This is a genomic window from Bradyrhizobium sp. Kon56 (assembly GCF_055807635.1).
This window is the reverse complement of sequence record NZ_JBVVOU010000002.1, coordinates 324,606-344,355: the sequence shown is the minus strand read 5'-3', so window position 1 is coordinate 344,355 and position 19,750 is coordinate 324,606. Positions and strand designations below refer to the sequence as shown.

Genomic DNA, 19,750 nt, shown 5'->3' with positions numbered 1-19,750 from the left:
CGGGTTTCGCGCTTGTTCGTAAAACCTGAGCACAATCAACGCTCTAACGAGCATTTTGACGGCCAGCCGCCTTTGCGGGCGGATTGCTATGGCCATTAGGAGAGCCAAATGCCCAAGCTGAAGACCAAATCGGGCGCTAAAAAGCGCTTCAAGGTGACTGCCACCGGCAAAGTGATGTTCGCGCATCGTAGCAAGCGTCACGGCATGATCAAGCGGACGAAGAAGCAGATCCGGCAGCTGCGCGGCACCGCCGTGCTGTTCAAGACCGACGGCGACAACGTCAAGAAGTACTTCTTGCCGAACGCCTGATCGCGTCCACGATCATTGCCACCCGCGCCGCGGCTTTCGCGGCGATCCGAACATCAAGTCATCTTTCGAAGGATTTTTGTCATGGCTCGCGTCAAACGCGGTGTGACCGCCCACGCCAAGCACAAGAAAGTCTACAAGGCCGCCAAGGGTTTCCGCGGCCGCCGCAAGAACACGATCCGCACCGCCAAGCCGGCGGTCGAGAAGGCTCTCGTCTATGCCTTCCGTGATCGCAAGCGCAAGAAGCGGACGTTCCGCGCGCTCTGGATCCAGCGCATCAACGCCGCCGTGCGTCCGTTCGGCCTGACCTACAGCCGCTTTATCGATGGCATGGCCAAGTCCGGGATCACCGTGGACCGCAAGGTGCTGTCGGATCTCGCGATCAACGAGCCCGCGTCGTTCCAGGCGATCGCCGAGAAGGCCAAGGCCGCTCTGGCGGCCTGAGCTAGCGGCCGGCTCCGCCGGCCTTCAGCGCGCGTTGCGAGTAGCGCCGGGCGACCTCCGCCCGGCAGAATGCCGTGAACGACAGATACATGGTGCCGGATTTATTCCGGTACTTCCGGTCACACACGCGCATCTCGCGTTGGTAAGCCTGTTTCCGCGCCATGTTGAGGCCGGGCATGAAGTCCGCCTCGCATTTCTTCTCGACGGCGGCGCCGAGCTGGACATCGCCGCTCGCGGTCAATTGGCAATCCTGAAACACCTTGATCGCGCTTTCGCAGCCCTTCTGAGCAGCGATGGTGTCGACGACCTCGTCCAGCGTCATGGATTTCTCCATGCACACCATGGCGCGCGCCGGGTTGCCGGCGACCAAGAGAACGGCGGCGACAGCAGCCAGACCGGATCTTGAGAGCATCGCGAAAGCCTCCTCGTATCCCCCTTGGTGCCAGGCCCCCGCGCGAGGTTCAACCCAGCCGCTCGTCAGCCCGAAATGACCGGCTTTTCGCTTGACGTTACAGCCTTCGGGCGGCGACAACCCAGCCGAATTTGGCAGCAGGGATTTGACCGTGTCCGACCTCGCAATGCTCGAAACATCCATCCTCGACCACATCGCCGCAGCCGGCGATGAGGCCGCCCTCGAAGCGGTGCGCGTCGCAGCCCTCGGCAAGAAGGGTTCGATCTCGGCGCTTCTTGCCACGCTCGGAAAAATGTCCCCGGACGAGCGCAAGACGCAAGGCGCCGCGATCAACCAGGCCAAGGACAAGGTCACTGAGGCGCTCGCGGCGCGGCGCGACGTCTTGAAATCGGCGGCGCTCGACGCGCGGCTTGCGTCGGAAACCATCGACGTCACCCTGCCGCTGCGCGATGCGCCCGCCGAGGCCGGCCGCATCCATCCGCTGAGCCAGGTCTGGGACGAGCTGACCACGATCTTCGCCGACATGGGATTCTCGGTTGCCGAAGGCCCCGATATCGAAACCGACGACTACAACTTCACCAAGCTGAATTTTCCGGAAGGCCATCCCGCGCGCGAGATGCACGACACCTTCTTCTTCCACCCGAAGGAGGACGGCTCCCGCATGCTGTTGCGCACCCACACCTCGCCGGTGCAGGTGCGCACCATGCTGAGCCAGAAGCCGCCGATCCGCGTGATCTGCCCGGGCCGCACCTATCGCATCGATTCGGACGCGACCCACACGCCGCAATTCCACCAGGTCGAAGGCCTCGTCATCGACAAGCACTCCCATCTCGGCCATCTCAAATGGATCCTGCACGAGTTCTGCAAGGCGTTCTTCGAGGTGGACCACATCAACATGCGCTTTCGGCCCTCGTTCTTCCCGTTCACGGAGCCGTCGCTGGAAGTCGACATCCAGTGCCGCCGCGACAAGGGCGAGATCCGCTTCGGCGAGGGCGAGGACTGGCTCGAGATTCTCGGCTGCGGCATGGTGCATCCGAACGTGCTGCGCGCCTGCGGCATCGATCCCGACGAGTACCAGGGCTTTGCCTGGGGCATGGGCATCGACCGCATCGCCATGCTGAAATACGGCATCGCCGATTTGCGCCAGCTGTTCGACAGCGACGTCCGCTGGCTGTCCCATTACGGCTTCAAGCCGCTCGAAGTACCGACCCTCGCGGGAGGGCTGAGCTCGTGAAATTCACTTTCTCCTGGCTGAAGGAACATCTCGACACCGACGAGCCGCTGGACAAGCTCGCCGAGAAGCTCACCATGATCGGGCTCGAGGTCGAGAACATCGAGGACAAGGCGAAGGCGCTGAAGCCGTTCACTATCGCGAAGGTGATTTCCGCCGAGCAGCATCCGAACGCGGATCGGCTGCGCGTCTGCATGGTCGACACCGGCGACGGTGGCGCGCCCGTGCAGGTGGTGTGCGGCGCGCCGAATGCGCGGACGGGTCTCGTCAGCGTGTTCTCGCCCCCTGGCACCTACATTCCCGGCAAGGACATCACGCTCGGTGTCGGCACCATCCGCGGCGTCGAGAGCCGCGGCATGCTGTGCTCGGCGGCTGAATTGCAGATTTCCAACGACCACGATGGCATCATGGAATTGCCCGCGGATGCGCCGATCGGCGCTGCTTACGCCGCATGGGCCGGCCTCGGCGATCCCGTGGTCGAGATCAATCTGACCCCGAACCGGCAGGACTGCACCGGCGTGCATGGTATCGCGCGCGATCTTGCCGCCGCCGACATGGGCAAGTTCAAGGATCCCACCATCAAGCCGATCAAGGGCGAATTCCCCTGCCCGGTGAAGGTCACGGTCGAGGACGCGGCGCTGTGCCCAGGCTTCGCGCTGCGGCTCGTGCGTGGCGTGAAGAACGGGCCGTCGCCGGAATGGCTGCAGAAGCGACTGACCGCCATCGGGCTGCGCCCGATCAACGCGCTGGTCGACATCACCAACTTCATGACCTACGACCGCGCACGGCCATTGCACGTGTTCGACGCGAAGAAAGTGAAGGGCAATCTCGTGGTGCGCCGCGCCCGCGACGGCGAGACGCTGCTCGCGCTTGACGGCCGCAGCTACAATCTCGATCCCGCGATTTGCGTCATCGCGGACGAGCACGGCGTCGAATCGCTCGCCGGCATCATGGGCGGCGAGGCCTCGGGCTGCGACGAGACTACCACCGACGTGCTGATCGAATCGGCGCTTTGGAACGAGATCAACATCGCCCAGACCGGCCGCAAGCTCGGCATCAATTCGGACGCGCGCTACCGCTTCGAGCGCGGTGTCGATCCGGCTTTCATGGTGCCGGGGCTGGAGCTCGCGACAAAACTCGTGATGGAGATGTGCGGCGGCACGCCGTCCGAGAACGTCGTGGTCGGCAAGAGCTTCGGCGACGACCGCGTGATCGATTTTCCGGTGACCGAGGTCAAGCGCCTCTCGGGCATCGAGGTGCCGATGCCGGGGATGAAGCGCATCCTGACCCATCTCGGCTTCATGATGGCGGGCCCCGGCCCCGTCGTGAAGGTCGCGGTGCCGTCGTGGCGTACCGACGTGCACGGCAAGGCCGACATCGTCGAGGAAGTCGTCCGCATCTACGGCGTCGACAAGGTGCCGATGACACCGTTCGAGCGCGGCGAGGACGCACGCAAATCCGTGCTGACCCCGCTCCAGCTCCGCACCCGCCGCGCCAGGCGCGCGCTGGCGAGCCGCGGCATCATCGAAGCGGTGACCTGGTCCTTCATCACCAAGTCTGCCGCAAAGCTGTTCGGCGGTGGCCAGCGCGAACTCGAGGTCGCCAACCCGATCGCGTCGGATTTGTCCGACATGCGCCCGACCCTGTTGGCCGGCCTGATCGCGGCGGCGCAGGCCAATGCCGATCGCGGCTTGAGCGATGTCGCGCTATTCGAGGTCGGGCAGGTGTTCAAGGGCGATCGCCCGCAGGATCAGTTCATGGCAGCAAGCGGCCTCCGCCGCGGCTTTGCGTCGTCGCAAGGTCTGGGACGACACTGGTCGGGTTCGGCGCAGGCTGACGTGTTCGATGCCAAGGCCGATGCGCTCGCGGTACTCGCCGCCGCCGGCGCACCAATGCAGGCCCTTCAGATCGTCGCGGGCGGCCCGTCCTGGCTGCATCCCGGGCGCTCCGGTACGATCCAGATCGGGCCGCAAAACGTGCTCGGCTATTTCGGCGAGATGAATCCGCGCGCGCTCGAGGCGCTCGGTGCCGGCGGCCCGCTGATGGTGTTCGAGGTGATCCTCGACCGCATCCCCGAGGCGAAGAAAAAGCCGACCCGTGCCAAGCCCGTGATCGAGCTGTCGGCATTCCAGCCTGTGTCGCGTGACTTCGCCTTCATCGTCGACCGCACCGTGAAGGGCGGCGACATCGTGCGCGCGGCTCAGAGCGTCGACAAGAAGCTGATCACCGCTGTGAACGTGTTCGACGTCTACGAAGGTAAGGGCATCGACGACGGCAAGAAGTCGATCGCGATCGCGGTGACGATTCAGCCGCGCGAAAAGACCCTGACCGACCAGGAGATCGAGGCCGTCGCCGCGAAAATCGTGGCGGAGGTGACGAAGAAGACCGGCGGCACTTTGAGAGCATGATCATGCTCGAGAATCATAGAGCATGAATCTCACTGACTTTCTTCCAAAAGACGTCAGCCTCACCATTGCGATGGCGCTCTGCGCCGTCGCTTTCGTTTCGGGCACCGCGCGCGGCTTCTCCGGCTTCGGCTCGGCGCTGATCTTCATGCCGTTGGCGAGCAGCATCGCGGCGCCGCGTCTGGTTGCCGCGCTGCTCCTCGTGATCGATTTCGTCGCGGCCGCGCCGCTGCTGCCTGACGCCTGGCGCAAGGCCGACCGCAAGGCCACCGCCGTGATCGTGCTGGGCGCGCTGGTCGGCGTGCCCGTCGGCACCTATTTCCTCAACGTGCTCGAACCCGTTACGACGCGGTGGATCATCTCCTGCTTCGTCGCCGCGCTGTTGCTCTTGCTGCTGTCGGGCTGGCGCTATCGCGGCAAGGACCACGCGTGGCTCTCGGTCGGCATCGGCAGCCTCTCCGGCTTCTGTAGCGGCCTCGCCCAGACCGGCGGCCCGCCGATCGTCGGCTATTGGCTCGGCCGCCCGGTCGCATCGATCGTCGCGCGCGCCAACATCTTGCTGTTCTTCGGCGCGTCTGATTTCTTCTCGATGATCAGTTACGCGACCACCGGCCTGATCTCGCGCGAATCGCTTGTGCTCTCGCTCATCGTCGGTCCGGTCTATGCGATCGGCGTCGCCTTCGGCGCGTCGCTGTTCGGCCGTGCCAGCGAGAAAGTGTTTCGCGCCATCTGCTACGCGCTGATCGCGCTCGCGGTGATCGCGGGACTGCCGCTGCTGGACGGGGTGTTACGGTAAGTCTCTCCGCGAGTCGTCCTGGCGAAAGCCAGGACCCATTACCCCAGCGTTTGTACCGCGAGCTGGCCACCAAAAGTCTTCGCCAAACGACTTCTGGGGTCATGGGTCCTGGATCTGCGCTGCGCTTGTCCAGGTCAATTGCCTATTGCCGCGGCGCTCGCCGCTTCTTCGTGGACTGCGTCGGGACATCGGCCGGCTCGTCCTTGAGCGCGCCGATCTTGCGCAAGGCCGCGTCCGCGGCGCGCTCGCCGCTTTCCCAGGCGCCGTCGACGGTGCCCCAGAGCGTCTCGTGCGTGGCTTCGCCGGCGAGGAACATGTTGCCGATCGGCTCGGTCAGGATTTTTCGCGAGAACTGACCGCCGGGCGAGGCCGCCGACATCGCACCCATCACGAACGGCGAGGCATTCCAGCGCGTCACGCTGACTTTCTGCACGGCTGCGGCGACTTCGCTGCCGAACAGCTTCGTGATCCATTCTCTGGCGAAGGCCGTCATCGCCTTCTCGCCTTGCTGGGTGAGATCACGGCCGAACGAGCCGCCGACATCGATCGAGCACAGCGAGGAGCCGCCGATATTGGCGAACATCAGCGCCGTGCGCGTCGAGTTGCTCTGCTCGATCAGGATGTCGTCGCGCGACAGGCCGAGCGGATTGCCCGGTAGCTGCAGCACGATGTGATCGTAGCTCCCGAGCGTGAGCTTTGATGCGGCATCGAGCGTGCGCTTCGGAATGTCAGGCCCGAACTTGATCGCGCCCGAGGTCAGGACATTAGTCGAGACCGTAATGATGGCCGCGCGGGCGGCGATCCTGCCGGCCTGTGTCTCCACGCTGACGTCGCGATTGCTCCAGACGATCCGGCTCGCCGGTGTCGACAGTGCGACCGGCGCCTGCTCACCCAGTTTGGTGATCAGGGTCCCCAGGCCCTGGCGGCAGGCGATCGCGGCGTTGCGATCCTGTGCACGCGCCTTGTCGATCACAGACAGCTCCTTCAGGTCCTTGCTGGCGAAGCTCACACCCAGCATGAACTCGGCCGCCCCGGCCCAGTCGCCGAGATCCTTCGGCAGCACCGAGGCGCAGGCGGTATCGAGCTTGCCGCGCGCGGCCTCGTCGATGGCGCGGTTGGCCCGGACCAACGCCGCCAGGAACTCCTCGGTCTCGCCGGCCCGTGCGTTGCGGCGGCCGATGCGCATCTTCTGGCCTGAGGGCGCCGGCAGAACGTCGAGCCCGGCACTGCGCGCCAGCCGGATCATCGGATTGGTGTCGGGATTGTGCATCCAGCGCGCGCCGCGATCGAACGGCGTGTCTAAGGTGGTCGTATCCGTGATGCAGCGGCCGCCGATCTGCGACGCAGCCTCCACCACCACGACCTTGCGATTGGCCGCCATGATACGCCGCGCCGCGGCAATTCCCGCCGCGCCCGCGCCGATCACGACAATGTCAGCCTCGCGCGGCAGGGTCGCGGCGGTTGCGCGCAGGACCGGCATCGCGGCAAGGCCCGCCGACGCCGATAGGAAGCTGCGGCGCGTGATTGTCATGTCATGGTTTCCGGAGACTTGCGGCAAACGGGAACAGCTAGCGAACCTTGCCGTATCTAATGTTGCGCGGCAACCATCATGGTGAATCAATCGTGCTTGATGTCACAAATCGATGAACCGAATTGCAAGACGTTCCGACCATGGTAGAGAAGAGAAAAAGACGGCCGGAAAAGGCCGTGGGGGAGTTTTGAAATGGGGACGGTCCTGGACTCAGTCGGCAAGCTGATTGCCGCGTACCTCTCGAAGGAGGTGCCGGGCTATGAGCCGTTCACGCCGAGCGACCCGGAGCACCTCCGCGGCGTCATTGAGCCCGGCGACGTGCTGCTGGTCGAGGGCAACAACCGCATCTCGGGCATCATCAAATATCTGACGCAGTCGACCTGGTCCCACGGCGCACTCTATGTCGGCCCGATCGAGGGTGCGGAAGAGCCCGACGGCGAGCCGCACGTGCTGATCGAGGCCAATATCGGCGAAGGCGTCACCTCCGCGCCGCTGTCGAAATATTTCCCCTATCACACCCGCGTCTGCCGGCCGGTCGGGCTGTCCTATGAGGACCGCACCACGGTCTGCCGCTATGCAATCAACCGCATCGGCTTCGGCTACGACACCAAGAACATCGTCGACCTGATGCGCTTTCTGTTTCCGCTGCCGATCCCGCAGCGCTGGCGGCGGCGCATGATCTCGATCGGCTCGGGCGATCCCACCAAGATCATCTGCTCGGCCCTGATCGCGCAAGCGTTCGACGCCGTGCGTTACCCGATCCTGCCCAAGATCACCAAGGCCGGCAGCCGTGCTGCCCGCCGCGAGATCCTGCACATCCGCGATTCCTCGCTCTACATGCCCCGCGACTTCGACATCTCGCCCTATTTCGAAGTCGTCAAACCCACCATCGTGCACGGCTTCGACTACACCGCCTTGCACTGGGCCGACAAGCAGAAGCCGCTCGAGGAGGTAGCCGGCACCTTCGGTGTGTTTCCAGAAACGTTCCGTGCGCCGCCGCTCGTTCCTGAAACGATTGACGAAGAGGCGCCGATTCCGGCTGAAGAAGTGAGCGCGCACCCAGCGGAGATGGTCGAGCGCGTCACCGTCTCGGAGCGCTTCCGGCGGCTGAAGAAGCTGGCCATGGACCGCCCAAGGCGGCGCGGTCGGGCGCGCGAAAGGGCGGCGTAGCCGTCACTCCACTATCGTCATTGCGAGCGCAGCGAAGCAATCCAGACTGTCTCTGCCTGAGCAGTCCGGATTGCTTCGTCGCCACGCTCCTCGCAATGACGGCGATCTACCGCTCCGCCCGCCCGATCACCGCCATCAGCTCCGCGATCTTCTCGCGCTGGTCCGCCTTGTCGCCGCTCGCGATCGCATGCTCGACGCAATGGGCGACGTGATCTTTCAGAACCTCTTCCTCGACCCGGCGCAAGGCGGCGCGCACCGCCGAGATCTGCGTGACGATGTCGATGCAATAGCGGTCCTCCTCGACCATTTTCGAGAGGCCGCGAACCTGTCCCTCGATCCGGCCGAGACGTTTTCCGACAGATGCCTTGATGTCCTTGCGCATGCGGACTATATACCCCCCCAGGGTATGACTTGCAAGGCCGGAGCGTGGCAATGAACGACGCCGAACTCGAGCACCGTCACAACGCGGAAACACGTTCCGGATGCGGCTGTGGCAGCAAAGCTCCGCCGCTCGCCAAGCCCGCGGCCTCCTCCTGCTGCGGCGGGCACGGCGATCACGCGCATGACCACGGCGCCGCGGCAACAGTCCGCGATCCCGTCTGCGGCATGACGGTCGATCCTGCGACCTCAAAACACCGGTTCGACCATCACGGCGAGACCTTCCATTTCTGCTCGGCCGGCTGCCGCACCAAATTCGCTGCCGACCCCGCAAAATATCTCGCCAAGGAGAAGACACCCCAACCCGAGATGCCCGCAGGCACGATCTACACCTGCCCGATGCATCCGCAGATCCGCCAGGCCGGACCCGGCACCTGCCCGATCTGCGGCATGGCGCTGGAGCCGGAAGTGGCGAGCCTGGAGACCGGTCCCAATCCCGAGCTTGCCGACATGACGCGGCGGTTCTGGATCGGCGGCGCGCTGGCTTTGCCGGCCGTCGTGCTGGAGATGGGCGGCCATCTCGCGGGCCCGCACAATTGGATCGATGCGACGCTGTCGAATCGGATCCAGCTCGTCTTTGCAACGCCAGTGGTGCTGTGGGCCGGCTGGCCGTTCTTCGTCCGCGGCTGGCAGTCGCTGCTGACGCGCAACCTCAACATGTTCACGCTGATCGCGATGGGCACGGGCGTCGCCTATGTCTACAGCCTGATCGGCACCATCACGCCGCAGATTTTCCCTGCCACCTTCCGCGGCCACGAAGGCGCGGTCGCGGTTTATTTCGAGGCAGCGGCCGTCATCACCGTGCTGGTGCTGCTCGGTCAGGTGCTGGAGCTGCGCGCCCGCGATGCGACGTCGGGTGCGATCAAGGCGCTGCTGCAGCTCGCCCCGAAGACCGCGCGCCGCATCGATACCGACGGCGGCGAGCACGAGGTCGAGATCGACGCCCTTCATGCCGGTGACCGCTTGCGCGTGCGTCCGGGCGAAAAAGTGCCGGTCGACGGCGTCATTCTGGAGGGCCGTTCCTCGCTCGACGAGTCGCTGGTAACAGGCGAGTCCATGCCGGTCACCAAGGAGACGGGCGCGAAGGTCATCGCGGGCACGCTCAACCAGTCCGGCAGCTTCATCATGCGCGCCGACAAGGTCGGGCGTGAGACGCTGCTGTCGCAGATCGTGCAGATGGTCGCGGACGCGCAGCGCTCGCGCGCGCCGATCCAGCGTCTCGCCGACCAGGTCGCGGGCTGGTTCGTGCCGGCGGTGATCGCCGTTGCCGTCATCGCGTTCGCAGCCTGGGCCTGGTTCGGACCGGAGCCGCGGCTGGCCTTCGGCCTCGTCGCCGCCGTCAGCGTGCTGATCATCGCCTGCCCCTGCGCGCTTGGCCTGGCGACTCCGATGTCGATCATGGTCGGCGTCGGCCGCGGCGCGCAGGCAGGCGTGCTGATCAAGAACGCCGAGGCGTTGGAACGGATGGAGAAGATCGACACCCTGGTGGTCGACAAGACCGGCACGCTGACCGAGGGCAAGCCGAAGGTGGTCGCGATCGTGCCGGCGGCCGGCTTTGCGGAAGATGACATCCTCCGCTTGGCCGCCAGCGTGGAGCGCGCCAGCGAGCATCCTCTGGCCGACGCGATCATGCGCGCGGCGAAGGAGAAGCAGCTCGCGCTGGGCCAGGTCGAGCAATTCGATTCGCCGACAGGCAAGGGCGCCACCGGCAAGGTCGACGCCAAAACCATCGTGCTCGGCAATGCCAAATATCTGATGTCGATCGGCATCGACACCAAAACGCTCGATGGCGAGGCCGAACGGCTGCGCGGCGATGGCGCGACAGTGATCAACATGGCCGTCGACGGCCGGCTCGCCGGCCTGTTCGCGATCGCCGATCCGGTCAAGGCTTCCACGCCGGAGGCGCTGAAGGCACTCGCGGCCGAAGGCATCAAGGTCATCATGCTGACCGGCGACAACCGCACGACGGCGGAGGCTGTCGCGCGCAGGCTCGGCATCGCCGATGTCGAGGCCGAGGTGCTGCCGGATCAGAAGAGCGCGGTGGTGACAAAGCTGCAGAAGGCCGGCCGCAGCGTCGCGATGGCTGGCGACGGCGTCAACGACGCGCCAGCGCTGGCCGCAGCCGAAGTCGGCATCGCCATGGGCACCGGCACGGACGTGGCGATGGAGAGCGCCGGCGTCACCTTGCTGAAGGGCGATCTGACCGGCATCGTGCGTGCGCGAAAATTGTCGCAGGCGACGATGAGCAACATCCGGCAAAACCTGTTCTTTGCCTTCATCTACAACGCCGCAGGCATTCCGATCGCGGCCGGAACCCTTTATCCAACGTTCGGCGTGCTGCTGTCGCCGATCATCGCCGCGGCCGCGATGGCGCTGTCCTCGGTCAGCGTCGTTGGAAACGCGCTGCGGCTACGGGCAACGCGGCTGTGAGCGAGCGCCTTCTCTCTCGCACCGTTCACGAAACGCGGTAAGATGCGCGTAGCCTGGACGAAGCGGAGCCGACGAAGGCACGCCAGCACGCGCACCGGCATGAGTAGATTTGCCGCGCAGGCGGTGCGTTCCCCTCTTCCCCTTGTGGGAAAGGGTGGCTCGCCGCGAAGCGGCGAGACGGGTGAGGGGTATGTCTCCGCGACTACTTTCCTTCGAGCTTGCGGAGAGAGACCCCTCATCCGGCGCTTCGCGCCACCTTCTCCCGCAAGGGAGAGAAGGGAAGGGCGTTCCGCTTGCGGATTTAAGCCGCCTTCGCCGCGCTCCCACCCGGCAATCCCGCCCGAGCGAGGCCGCCGTAGAGCTGCTCGTTCGGCATCTCCTCGCGCAGGATCCTGCGCACCATGATCAGCTTCTCCAAATCGATGCCGGTCGCAAAGCCCTTGCTCTCGCACAGGAACACGAGATCCTCGAACACGACATTGCCGGTCGCACCGGGGGCGAAGGGGCAGCCACCGAGGCCGCCGAGCGAGCCGTCGAGGATCCGCGCGCCTTCGTCGAGCGCCGCGGCCGCGTTCGCGATGCCCATGCCGCGGGTATCGTGGAGATGGATGCAGATCGGCTTCGACCCTGCGAGCTTCACCGCGGCGCGCGTCAGCTCCGCCACCTGCTTCGGCCCGGCATAGCCCACGGTGTCGGCGATGCCGACGAAATCGACACCGGCTTCGAGGCATTTGTCGACCAGCCGCAGCACTTCTGCAGGGTCGACCGCCCCGGTGATCGAGCAGCCCAGCGCCATCGAGATCGCCGCGTTGACGAGCGGCTTGTGGCTGGTGGCATCGCGCATCTCGCACAGGCGTTTCAGATTGACGATGGCGGACTCGCGCGAACGGTGCGCATTGGCCTGGCTGTGCTCTTCCGTCGCCGAGATCACGGAGGCGATTTCGCCGACGCCGGATTCCAGCGCCTCGTTCACGCCGCGTTCGTTGAGCGCAAGCGCGATGCCATGCGCGCCGGACAATGAAGCGACGGTCGCGACGACATCACGAACATCGACGAATTGCGGAAAAGTCTTCGCCGGCAGGAACGAGCCGACCTCGAAATGCCGCACGCCGGCGGCATATTCCTCGCGCACCCAGCGTTGCTTGGCGTCGGTCGACGGAATTTTCTTCACGAGCTGGAGCCCGTCGCGCAGGCCGACTTCGCGCAGGCTGACGCGCCCTGAGGGGTAAATCTCCTGAATCCGGCTCATCCGCGCCTCCCTGTTGTTTTTGACGTGGCATCTTCATTTTCATTGTCGATCTCGGCGCGAACGGCCGCAGTGTCGGCGCCGAGCGGCGCGACCTTCAGGCCTTCGCCGATATGGCTGCCGTTCCATTCGATCGGCAGCGCCGGCACCCGGAACGGCCTGCCGTCGGCGGTGACATTGTTGACGAGCCCGCCCGGCCGCAGCACATGCGGATCGGTGAAGAGATCCTCGGGCCGGTTGATCGGCGAAAAGCAGATGTTGAGCGCATCCAGCCTCTGCGACAGTTTTGCCACGTCCCACTGCCTGATGATCCCGGCCGCGCGCGGAATGATCCGCCCGCGCGCCAGGATGCGATCGGTCGTGGTGCGCAAGGCGGGATCATCGAGGAATTTAGTCAGCCCGAACTCGCGGCAAAAGCTCTGCCAATGGCCTTCGGTGACGACGCCGATGAAGATGCGCTCGCCGCCGGCGGTCTCGAAGATGTCATAGATTGGCCAGGCATGCTCGCGCTCCGGCATCGAGCGCGGCTTGTTGCCGGTCATCTCGTATTCGACCATGTGCTGGGCAACCAGAAACAGGCAGTTCTCGAACAGGCCGATGCGGATGTCGGCGCCGTCGCGTTTTCCTCCGCGCTTCTGATAGAGCGCCGCGAGGATCGCGATCACACCGAACATGCCGCCCATGATGTCGTTGGCGGACGAGCCGACGCGCTGGGGCTTTTCGCTGGTGCCGGTCATGGCGGCGAGGCCCGCCATCATCTGCACCACCTCGTCGAGCGCGGGGCGGTGCTCGTAGGGACCGGAGAGGAATCCCTTGTGGCCGGCAATGATCAGACCCGGATGCCGGCGGCGCAATTCGTCCGCGCCAAGCCCCTGCTTACCGAGCTGGCCGTCGCGAAAATTCTCAAGGAACACGTCGGCGGTCGCCAGCAGCCGGTGCATGGTGTCGCGATCCTCAGTCTTCTCGAAATCCAGCACCACGCTGCGCTTGCCGCGGTTGAACAATGGGAAAAAGGCGGTCCCCATGCCCCCCAAGCTCCGGGTCTTGTCGCCCGCAGGCGGCTCGACCTTGATCACGTCGGCTCCGAGCTGCGCCAGGATCATGCCGCAGGTCGGGCCCATGACCATGTGGGTCATCTCGACCACGCGCACGCCTGCAAGCGGCAATCCGTCCGCCGATTCTTCCATCGCCATATGCGCCTGTTCCTTTGCCGCGCTGGTTCCGCTTGTTGTCAAGCGGGTTGGTGGAGCAACGGTCTTGCCGAATTCATCGTGGCTTCGTTGATGCCAGCGGTCAATCCGGCCATAAGCGGTGCCGCCGATCTCCCTTGCCGAAGTGGCCCGGGGTGTCTACCTCTCGCGGGTGATTTCGTGAGAGGAACTCCCATGCTGGATGCCGCCGTCAAGGCGCTGTCACAAATGATCTCGCCGCCGATGCGCTCGATCCTGTGGCGGTCGATCGGCGTCGCACTGGTGCTGATCATCGTGCTGGCGATCGGCTTGCAGCGGCTGCTGAGCTGGTTTGCGACCTATGGCGAGGCGTGGCTGGAAGGCCTGCTCGGTCCGGGTTGGCACTCATCGCTCGAGGTGTTGTCCTGGATCATTTCGATCGCCGCGGGCCTCGGCGTCGTGTTCGGGGCTGTGTTCCTGATGCCCGCGATCACCTCCCTGGTTGCGAGCGTGTTCGTCGACGACGTCGCCGACATCGTCGAGCGCGAGCACTATCCGGCGGAGCGGCCGGGGATCGCGCTGCCGTTCAGCCAGGCGATCTACGAGGGCGTCAAGACCGCGCTGCTGACGATCCTGGTCTATCTGGTCGCATTACCGCTGGTGCTTTTCGCCGGCGCCGGTTTCCTGGTCTTCTTCCTCGCCACGGCCTGGCTGCTCGGCCGCGAATATTTCGAGCTCGCGGCGATGCGGTTTCGCTCGCCGGAGGAAGCCAAGGCGATGCGGCGCGACAACGCCGCCACCATCTTCACCGCGGGCCTGTTCATCGCAGCCTTCGTCTCGATCCCGATCGTCAATCTGGCGACGCCGATCTTCGCCATGGCCTTCATGGTTCACATGCACAAGCGGCTGTCAGGTCCGCGGCCCGAGCTGATCGAGCCGGCGCGGCAGATGCGGTAGGTCAAGCGGACTTGGCGGCGCGCTCGTACGACGCCCCCTCGTAGAGGCGCTCTGCGTCCCGCTTGTCTTGATTTTGCTCTCCGCCGCCGTAAGGTACGCAGCATGATTTTCATGTCCACATTCTTCCCGCTGATCTGAGCGACCAAGTCGTTCCGGCGTATCGCGCCAATCAGATCAAGACGGCTGCGCTGACGCGGTGGCCGAACGGAGAAATGTGCAATGCCCAAAACCGAGCGCATCGGCGTGACCTCTCATCGGGTCCTAAACTTCATCGACGACGGTTTCATCAAGATCGAGAACGCCTTCAGCACGCACCTTGCGGAACAATGCAGGGACGAATTGTGGGCGGATATTGGTCTGTCGCCACACGAGCCCGAAAGCTGGACCCAGCCGGTCATTCGGGTGGGATCGAAGTCTTCGCCACCATTCATTGAAGCCGCCAATGCGCCGATCCTGCACGAAGCCTATGACCAACTCGCGGGTGACCGCCGCTGGATCGCGCCCAAAGCGCTCGGAACTTTTCCAATCCGCTTTCCCTCACCGGAGTCCACTGGTGATGATGGCTGGCATGTGGACATGAGTTTCGGCTTCGATAATCCGGATTTCATGCAGTGGCGCGTCAATGTGAAGAGCAGCGGACGCGCATTGCTGATGCTCTTCCTGTTCTCGGACGTAGGCCCTGAGGATGCGCCAACGAAGATACGGAAAGGTTCGCACGCCACCATCGCCCGGGAGCTGCTGCCCTATGGCGATGCAGGCGCAACGCTGGAGCAAATCTCTGCCAACGGTTACGCTTCTACGGAAGATTGCGACGTTGAACTGGCAATCGGTGCGGCAGGGACCGTTTATCTCTGCCATCCATTCCTGGTTCACGCCGCGCAACCTCACCGGGGGAAGCGCCCGCGTTTCATGGCACAGCCGCCGCTGCTGCCAACAGGCGAGTTCGACCCGGCGTTGCCACCCTCGCCGGTTCAGATCGCCATCCGTCGGGCTTGTGGTCTGACGTTATAGTCAGAGCCAACCCGCGACCGTCGCTCGGCGCGTGGGTCGTCTGGATCCTGAACCTACGTCAGGGGCACTCCGCATCTGCGCAACAGCATCCTGGCGAAGCCGAACGGCGCCGGCGTGAACGGGCCGGGCGGGGCACGGGTGACTAGGGCGACGACGCCGAGCGCCGCCATCGCGACCCAGAAGCACAGCCAGAAGCCGTCGATATAGGCGAGCACATTGGCCTCGCGCTGGACGAGGCCGGCGAGCGTACCGACCGCGCGTGCCTGTGCCGAGCCGGCACCATGGGCCGCAAAATGGTCGGCGAGCTGTTTCAGCATGCGGACCACGTCGACGTCGCCGACACCGAGATTCTGGCCGAGATAGAAGGAATGGATCTGCTCGCGGACGCGCAGCCACGTCCCCATCAACGCGACGCCGATCTCGGCGCCACCGAGCCGCATGATCTGGATATAGGCGGCAAACGAGGTGGCACGGCTCGGATCGGAGTTGGACAGCAGCGTGATGATCAGCGGCAGCAAGGTCAGCGACTGCCCGATCGCCTGGAGCAGCACGATGCCCGCGAAATCCTCGCGCGCCCAATCATGGCTGAGCTGCGTGCCCCAGAGATTGGCGGCAGCGAAACAGGCAAATCCCACGACCACCACCGTCCGCGTATCGAAGTGCCGCAGCAGCCAGATCGAGAGCGGCACCAGCACGAACATTGGCAAGGCGCCATAGGTGAGCAGCAGCAAGCCACTCTGCTCCGGCCTGAGCAGGGCGATGGTGGCGAGGAAGTTCGGCACCAGCGACGCGTTGGAGAGGCTGGTCAGCGTGTAGAGCAGGATCAGGACCAGCCCCAGGCCGATATTGCGCGAGAACAAGACGTTCACATGCGCCCAGGGCTGCCGCACCAGGGACTCGTTGACGAGGAAGCCCGCGACCAGCACCGCGCCGGCAATGATCAACGCCATCACAGTCCCCGACCCCAGCCAGTCCAGACGGTTGCCCTGGTCGAGCCCGGCATAGATCATCGAGACGCCGGCGCCGAGCAGCAGCATGCCGCCCCAATCGGCGTCGCGCAGCAAAGCGCGATTCACCGGCTCGTTCGGCGTGCCCCAATAGACCATCAGGCCCATCAGCGGCGCGATCAGGACGCTCTGCCAGTACAGCCATTGCCAGCCGAGATGGTCGACATAGAAGCCGACCAGCGAGCTCGAGGTATCGAGCGCGAAGCCGACGCGGATCGAATAGATCGAGATCGCCGGAAGCCACCAGCGGATCGGTAAATTGCGGAACACGATCATCAGCGTCGCCGGCACGAAGGTGCCGAGCAGGAGGCCATGCACGAGGCTGAGCGCGAGCAATGTCGGATAGTCGTGCACGAACGGGATGATCAGCGAGACCGCGGCATAGACGAGGCTGGGGATACCCAGCACGCGACGCAGGCCGAATACGGTGGCAAGCCAGGCCACCGCGGGCGCGATGAATATCTGCGAGCCGATGCCCGCCGTGGAGAGCCATGCGCCTTCGTCGAACGAGAGCGAGAACGCGCCGCGCAGGTCCGGCAGGCCAATCGTGGTCAGCCGGCTGTCAAAATTGGCGAGGAACGAGCCGAGCAGCACCGCCGCCACCGCAAACAGCGGCTGCGGGGCGACGCCGCCGCGCGAGAGCGGTCCGCGACTGGAATCGTCATTTTCCGCCATTGCCGGCCTTGGTGTCGATGCTGGTGACGACCGACATGCCCGGCACCAGCCGCGCCAGCAGCGGCTGGTTGTCGTCGAACTGGATGCGCACGGGAATGCGCTGCACGACTTTGGTGAAGTTGCCGGTTGCGTTGTCCGGTGGCAGCAGCGCGACCTGCGCGCCGGTCGCGGGCGCAATGCGCTCGACCCGGCCGCGCAGCTTCTCGCGCGGGAAACTGTCGACGGTGATCTCGACCGGCTGACCCGGTGCGACGTGGGTAAGCTGGGTCTCCTTGTAATTCGCGATCACATAGACCTTCGGCAACGGCACGACGTTGATGAGGTTGGTGCCGATGTTGACGTAGTCGCCGGGCTGGACCTGTCGCTCGCCGACGACGCCATCGAACGGCGCGGATATCTTGGTGTAGCCGAGCTTTAGCTTCGCGCTCGCCAGCGTCGCCTTGGTCGCTTCGAGATCGGCCGCGCGCTGCTTCCTGGTGCCTTGCAGGACTTCGAGCTGGTGCTGCTGGGCCGCGATCACGGCGCGGCTCGCGCGCACGTCGGCCTGCGCCTTGGCATAGCCTGCGACCGCCTGTTCGAAGCGCTGCCGCGTACCGGATTCGGTCTGCGACAGCGACTGCTGACGCTCCTGCTCCTGCCGCGCCTCGACCTCCACGGCTTCGGCCGAGAGCCGCGCGGCTTGCGCCTGCGCGATCGTCGCATATTGCAGCTCGATCTGGTTCGCCAGATTGTCGAGCACGGCCTGCGCAGCGGCGACCGCCGCTTCGGCCTGCGCGACTTGCGTCTCATAGTCGGCAGGATCGATCCGGATCAGGAGATCGCCGGCCTTGACGCGCTGGAAGTCGGTGACCCCGACGGTCAGCACTTCGCCGGAGACGCGACTGGCGAGCCGCGTCAGCTCGGCGCGCACATAGGCGTCGTTGGTGGTCTGGACCACCGAATTGCCGACCCATTCGTCGAAGCGCTGCGTTGCAAGCGCGACGAAGCCGAGCGCGACGATCACCGCGAACAGCGGAATCGCGAGCCGGCTCCAGAGCGAACTCGCCGGTGGCTGCGTTGGCTTCGGTGGCGGCGCCGGTGTAGCAGGAGGTGGCGATGGCGAGATTTGTTCCTGCTGACTCACGCTAGACTCCAAACCACTTTCCCGAACGCTATTTTCAGACCGTCTTTTCCGGCCACCGGCAGAGATCGTTGATCAGGCAAACCTCGCAGCGCGGCTTGCGCGCGAGGCAAGTATAGCGGCCATGCAGGATCAGCCAATGATGGGCATGCAGCATGAACTCGGCCGGGATCACCTTTTCGAGACCGAGCTCGACCTCCAGCGGCGTCTTGCCGGGCGCAAGTCCGGTCCGGTTGCCGACGCGGAAGACATGCGTATCGACCGCCATGGTGTGCTCGCCGAAGGCCATGTTGAGCACGACATTGGCGGTCTTGCGCCCGGCGCCCGGCAGCGACTCGATCCCGGCGCGCGTGCGCGGCACCTCGCCGCCGAACTCGCTGAGCAGCTTCGCCGACAGCGCGATCACGTTTTTCGCCTTGGTGCGGTAGAGGCCGATGGTCTTGATGTACTCGCGCAGGCGTTCCTCGCCCAGGTCGAGCATCTTCTGCGGTGTGTCGGCGACCGCAAACAGCGCACGCGTCGCCTTGTTGACGCCGGCGTCAGTCGCCTGTGCGGACAGCACCACGGCGACCAGCAGCGTGAAGGGATTGACGTGCTCGAGCTCCCCCTTTGGCTCCGGGTTGGCCTTGCGGAAACGGCTGAAGACCTCGTGCACCTCGGGCGGCGTCCAGGGTTTCGTGGCCTTGAGGGATTTCTTGCCGGGGGCCTTAGGCTTCGCGGCGGCCGCCTTCGCCTTTTTCTTCGGCACGGACGTTTTGCGGGGGGCCGGCTTGCGGGTGATTTTCGCCATGATCGGGATATACTGAGGGACGATGAGCACAGGCAATGAAATTGAGCGCGAACGATCTGCAAGCGAGGCTGAGCCTCAGATCTTTTCCGCGCGCCTGACGCCGCACCGCTCGCTGAACCGCACCGGCTTCCTCGCCGTGATGCTGTTCCTGAGCGCCGTCAGCTTCGTCACCGGCCTCGTCTTCCTGATGATGGGCGCCTGGCCGGTGTTCGGCTTTTTCGGCCTCGACGTGCTGGTGATCTGGTGGGCTTTCAAGGCCAATTTCCGTGCGGCGCGGGCCAGCGAGGAGATCGTGGTCACGCCATCTGAATTGCGCGTGCGGCGCGTCAGCCAGCATGGCCAGGTCGTCGAATGGACCTTCAATCCGCTCTGGGTTCGACTCGACATGGAAATCGACGAGGATTTTGGCATCGAGCACCTCTATCTGATCTCGCGAGGTCACCAGATCCAGATCGCCCGCTTCCTGGGGCCGGACGAAAAGGCAAGTTTCTACAAGGGTTTGGTTGAGGCCTTAAATGCCGCCAGGCGCGGTCCGACCTACAATCCGGTGACCTGATTTGCGGATCGGAAATCGGGTGGTTTCGTACCCCGCCCCCTCCTACATTTCCAGGC

At 64.9% G+C, this 19,750-nt stretch carries 18 protein-coding genes; 10 read left to right on the top strand and 8 right to left on the bottom strand.

Annotated features, from left to right (window positions below; all coding sequences use genetic code 11):
• Window positions 1-108 precede the first annotated feature (108 nt).
• Both rpmI and rplT read left to right on the top strand, forming a co-directional pair.
• Window positions 109-309: a 50S ribosomal protein L35 gene (gene rpmI, locus AC0L3B_RS04755; RefSeq protein WP_007598540.1), complete on the top strand. Its 201-nt coding sequence runs from the start codon at window positions 109-111 to the stop codon at window positions 307-309.
• 81 nt (window positions 310-390) lie between these two features.
• Entirely contained in the window at window positions 391-750 is a 360-nt protein-coding gene (gene rplT / locus AC0L3B_RS04750) for a 50S ribosomal protein L20 (RefSeq protein ID WP_007598538.1), read from the top strand.
• Between the two features lies 1 nt (window position 751).
• Here the strand turns inward: rplT and AC0L3B_RS04745 are convergent, their stop codons facing one another.
• Window positions 752-1,282, bottom strand: coding sequence for a hypothetical protein (locus tag AC0L3B_RS04745; protein WP_371258536.1), 531 nt, complete (start codon window positions 1,280-1,282; stop codon window positions 752-754).
• A gap of 31 nt (window positions 1,283-1,313) precedes the next feature.
• Between AC0L3B_RS04745 and pheS the strand changes: the two genes are divergently transcribed.
• From pheS to AC0L3B_RS04730, 3 genes are read left to right on the top strand one after another with little or no spacing between them, the layout of a single operon-like run.
• Complete coding sequence (gene pheS / locus AC0L3B_RS04740; protein ID WP_026233010.1) at window positions 1,314-2,396, top strand: phenylalanine--tRNA ligase subunit alpha; 1,083 nt, start codon at window positions 1,314-1,316, stop codon at window positions 2,394-2,396.
• Complete coding sequence (pheT, locus tag AC0L3B_RS04735) at window positions 2,393-4,801, top strand: phenylalanine--tRNA ligase subunit beta (protein WP_473380088.1); 2,409 nt, start codon at window positions 2,393-2,395, stop codon at window positions 4,799-4,801. Before pheS ends, pheT begins: the two co-directional genes overlap by 4 nt.
• Before the next feature lie 22 nt (window positions 4,802-4,823).
• A complete protein-coding gene (locus tag AC0L3B_RS04730; protein WP_473380087.1) occupies window positions 4,824-5,594 on the top strand; it encodes a sulfite exporter TauE/SafE family protein in 771 nt (256 codons plus the stop codon).
• A gap of 142 nt (window positions 5,595-5,736) precedes the next feature.
• On the opposite strand, the gene AC0L3B_RS04725 is transcribed toward AC0L3B_RS04730, so the two are convergent.
• On the bottom strand, window positions 5,737-7,125 hold the full coding sequence (locus AC0L3B_RS04725) for a flavin monoamine oxidase family protein (protein WP_473380086.1): 1,389 nt from the start codon (window positions 7,123-7,125) through the stop codon (window positions 5,737-5,739).
• A gap of 192 nt (window positions 7,126-7,317) precedes the next feature.
• On the opposite strand from AC0L3B_RS04725, the gene AC0L3B_RS04720 reads away from it, so the two are divergent.
• Complete coding sequence (locus AC0L3B_RS04720) at window positions 7,318-8,295, top strand: YiiX/YebB-like N1pC/P60 family cysteine hydrolase (RefSeq protein WP_473380085.1); 978 nt, start codon at window positions 7,318-7,320, stop codon at window positions 8,293-8,295.
• A gap of 106 nt (window positions 8,296-8,401) precedes the next feature.
• Here the strand turns inward: AC0L3B_RS04720 and AC0L3B_RS04715 are convergent, their stop codons facing one another.
• Window positions 8,402-8,677 (bottom strand): metal-sensitive transcriptional regulator, encoded by a 276-nt coding sequence (locus tag AC0L3B_RS04715; protein ID WP_007598521.1) that lies wholly within the window; start codon window positions 8,675-8,677, stop codon window positions 8,402-8,404.
• 50 nt (window positions 8,678-8,727) lie between these two features.
• On the opposite strand from AC0L3B_RS04715, the gene AC0L3B_RS04710 reads away from it, so the two are divergent.
• A complete protein-coding gene (locus AC0L3B_RS04710; protein WP_473380084.1) occupies window positions 8,728-11,163 on the top strand; it encodes a heavy metal translocating P-type ATPase in 2,436 nt (811 codons plus the stop codon).
• 301 nt (window positions 11,164-11,464) lie between these two features.
• Here AC0L3B_RS04710 and AC0L3B_RS04705 read toward each other — a convergent pair whose 3' ends face one another.
• On the bottom strand, window positions 11,465-12,412 hold the full coding sequence (locus AC0L3B_RS04705; RefSeq protein ID WP_368508956.1) for a hydroxymethylglutaryl-CoA lyase: 948 nt from the start codon (window positions 12,410-12,412) through the stop codon (window positions 11,465-11,467).
• Window positions 12,409-13,602, bottom strand: coding sequence for a CoA transferase (locus tag AC0L3B_RS04700; RefSeq protein ID WP_377786733.1), 1,194 nt, complete (start codon window positions 13,600-13,602; stop codon window positions 12,409-12,411). Before AC0L3B_RS04700 ends, AC0L3B_RS04705 begins: the two co-directional genes overlap by 4 nt.
• A 192-nt stretch (window positions 13,603-13,794) precedes the next feature.
• Between AC0L3B_RS04700 and AC0L3B_RS04695 the strand changes: the two genes are divergently transcribed.
• Window positions 13,795-14,535 carry a sulfate transporter family protein gene (locus AC0L3B_RS04695; RefSeq protein WP_018459591.1) on the top strand — a complete coding sequence of 247 codons (741 nt, stop codon included), beginning with the start codon at window positions 13,795-13,797 and terminating at the stop codon, window positions 14,533-14,535.
• A gap of 219 nt (window positions 14,536-14,754) precedes the next feature.
• On the top strand, window positions 14,755-15,546 hold the full coding sequence (locus AC0L3B_RS04690; protein WP_473380083.1) for a phytanoyl-CoA dioxygenase family protein: 792 nt from the start codon (window positions 14,755-14,757) through the stop codon (window positions 15,544-15,546).
• Between the two features lie 53 nt (window positions 15,547-15,599).
• Here AC0L3B_RS04690 and AC0L3B_RS04685 read toward each other — a convergent pair whose 3' ends face one another.
• The 3 genes from AC0L3B_RS04685 to nth are packed head-to-tail and all read right to left on the bottom strand — an operon-like array spanning window position 15,600 to window position 19,138.
• Window positions 15,600-17,228 (bottom strand): MFS transporter, encoded by a 1,629-nt coding sequence (locus tag AC0L3B_RS04685; RefSeq protein ID WP_473380082.1) that lies wholly within the window; start codon window positions 17,226-17,228, stop codon window positions 15,600-15,602.
• Window positions 17,215-18,351, bottom strand: coding sequence for an HlyD family secretion protein (locus AC0L3B_RS04680; protein WP_473380081.1), 1,137 nt, complete (start codon window positions 18,349-18,351; stop codon window positions 17,215-17,217). The genes AC0L3B_RS04685 and AC0L3B_RS04680 overlap by 14 nt, the downstream gene beginning before the upstream one ends.
• Before the next feature lie 34 nt (window positions 18,352-18,385).
• Window positions 18,386-19,138, bottom strand: a complete 753-nt coding sequence (gene nth, locus AC0L3B_RS04675; protein ID WP_377786738.1) for an endonuclease III — start codon at window positions 19,136-19,138, stop codon at window positions 18,386-18,388.
• Between the two features lie 22 nt (window positions 19,139-19,160).
• Between nth and AC0L3B_RS04670 the strand changes: the two genes are divergently transcribed.
• Complete coding sequence (locus AC0L3B_RS04670; RefSeq protein ID WP_018459597.1) at window positions 19,161-19,694, top strand: DUF2244 domain-containing protein; 534 nt, start codon at window positions 19,161-19,163, stop codon at window positions 19,692-19,694.
• The last annotated feature ends 56 nt before the right edge of the window (window positions 19,695-19,750 follow it).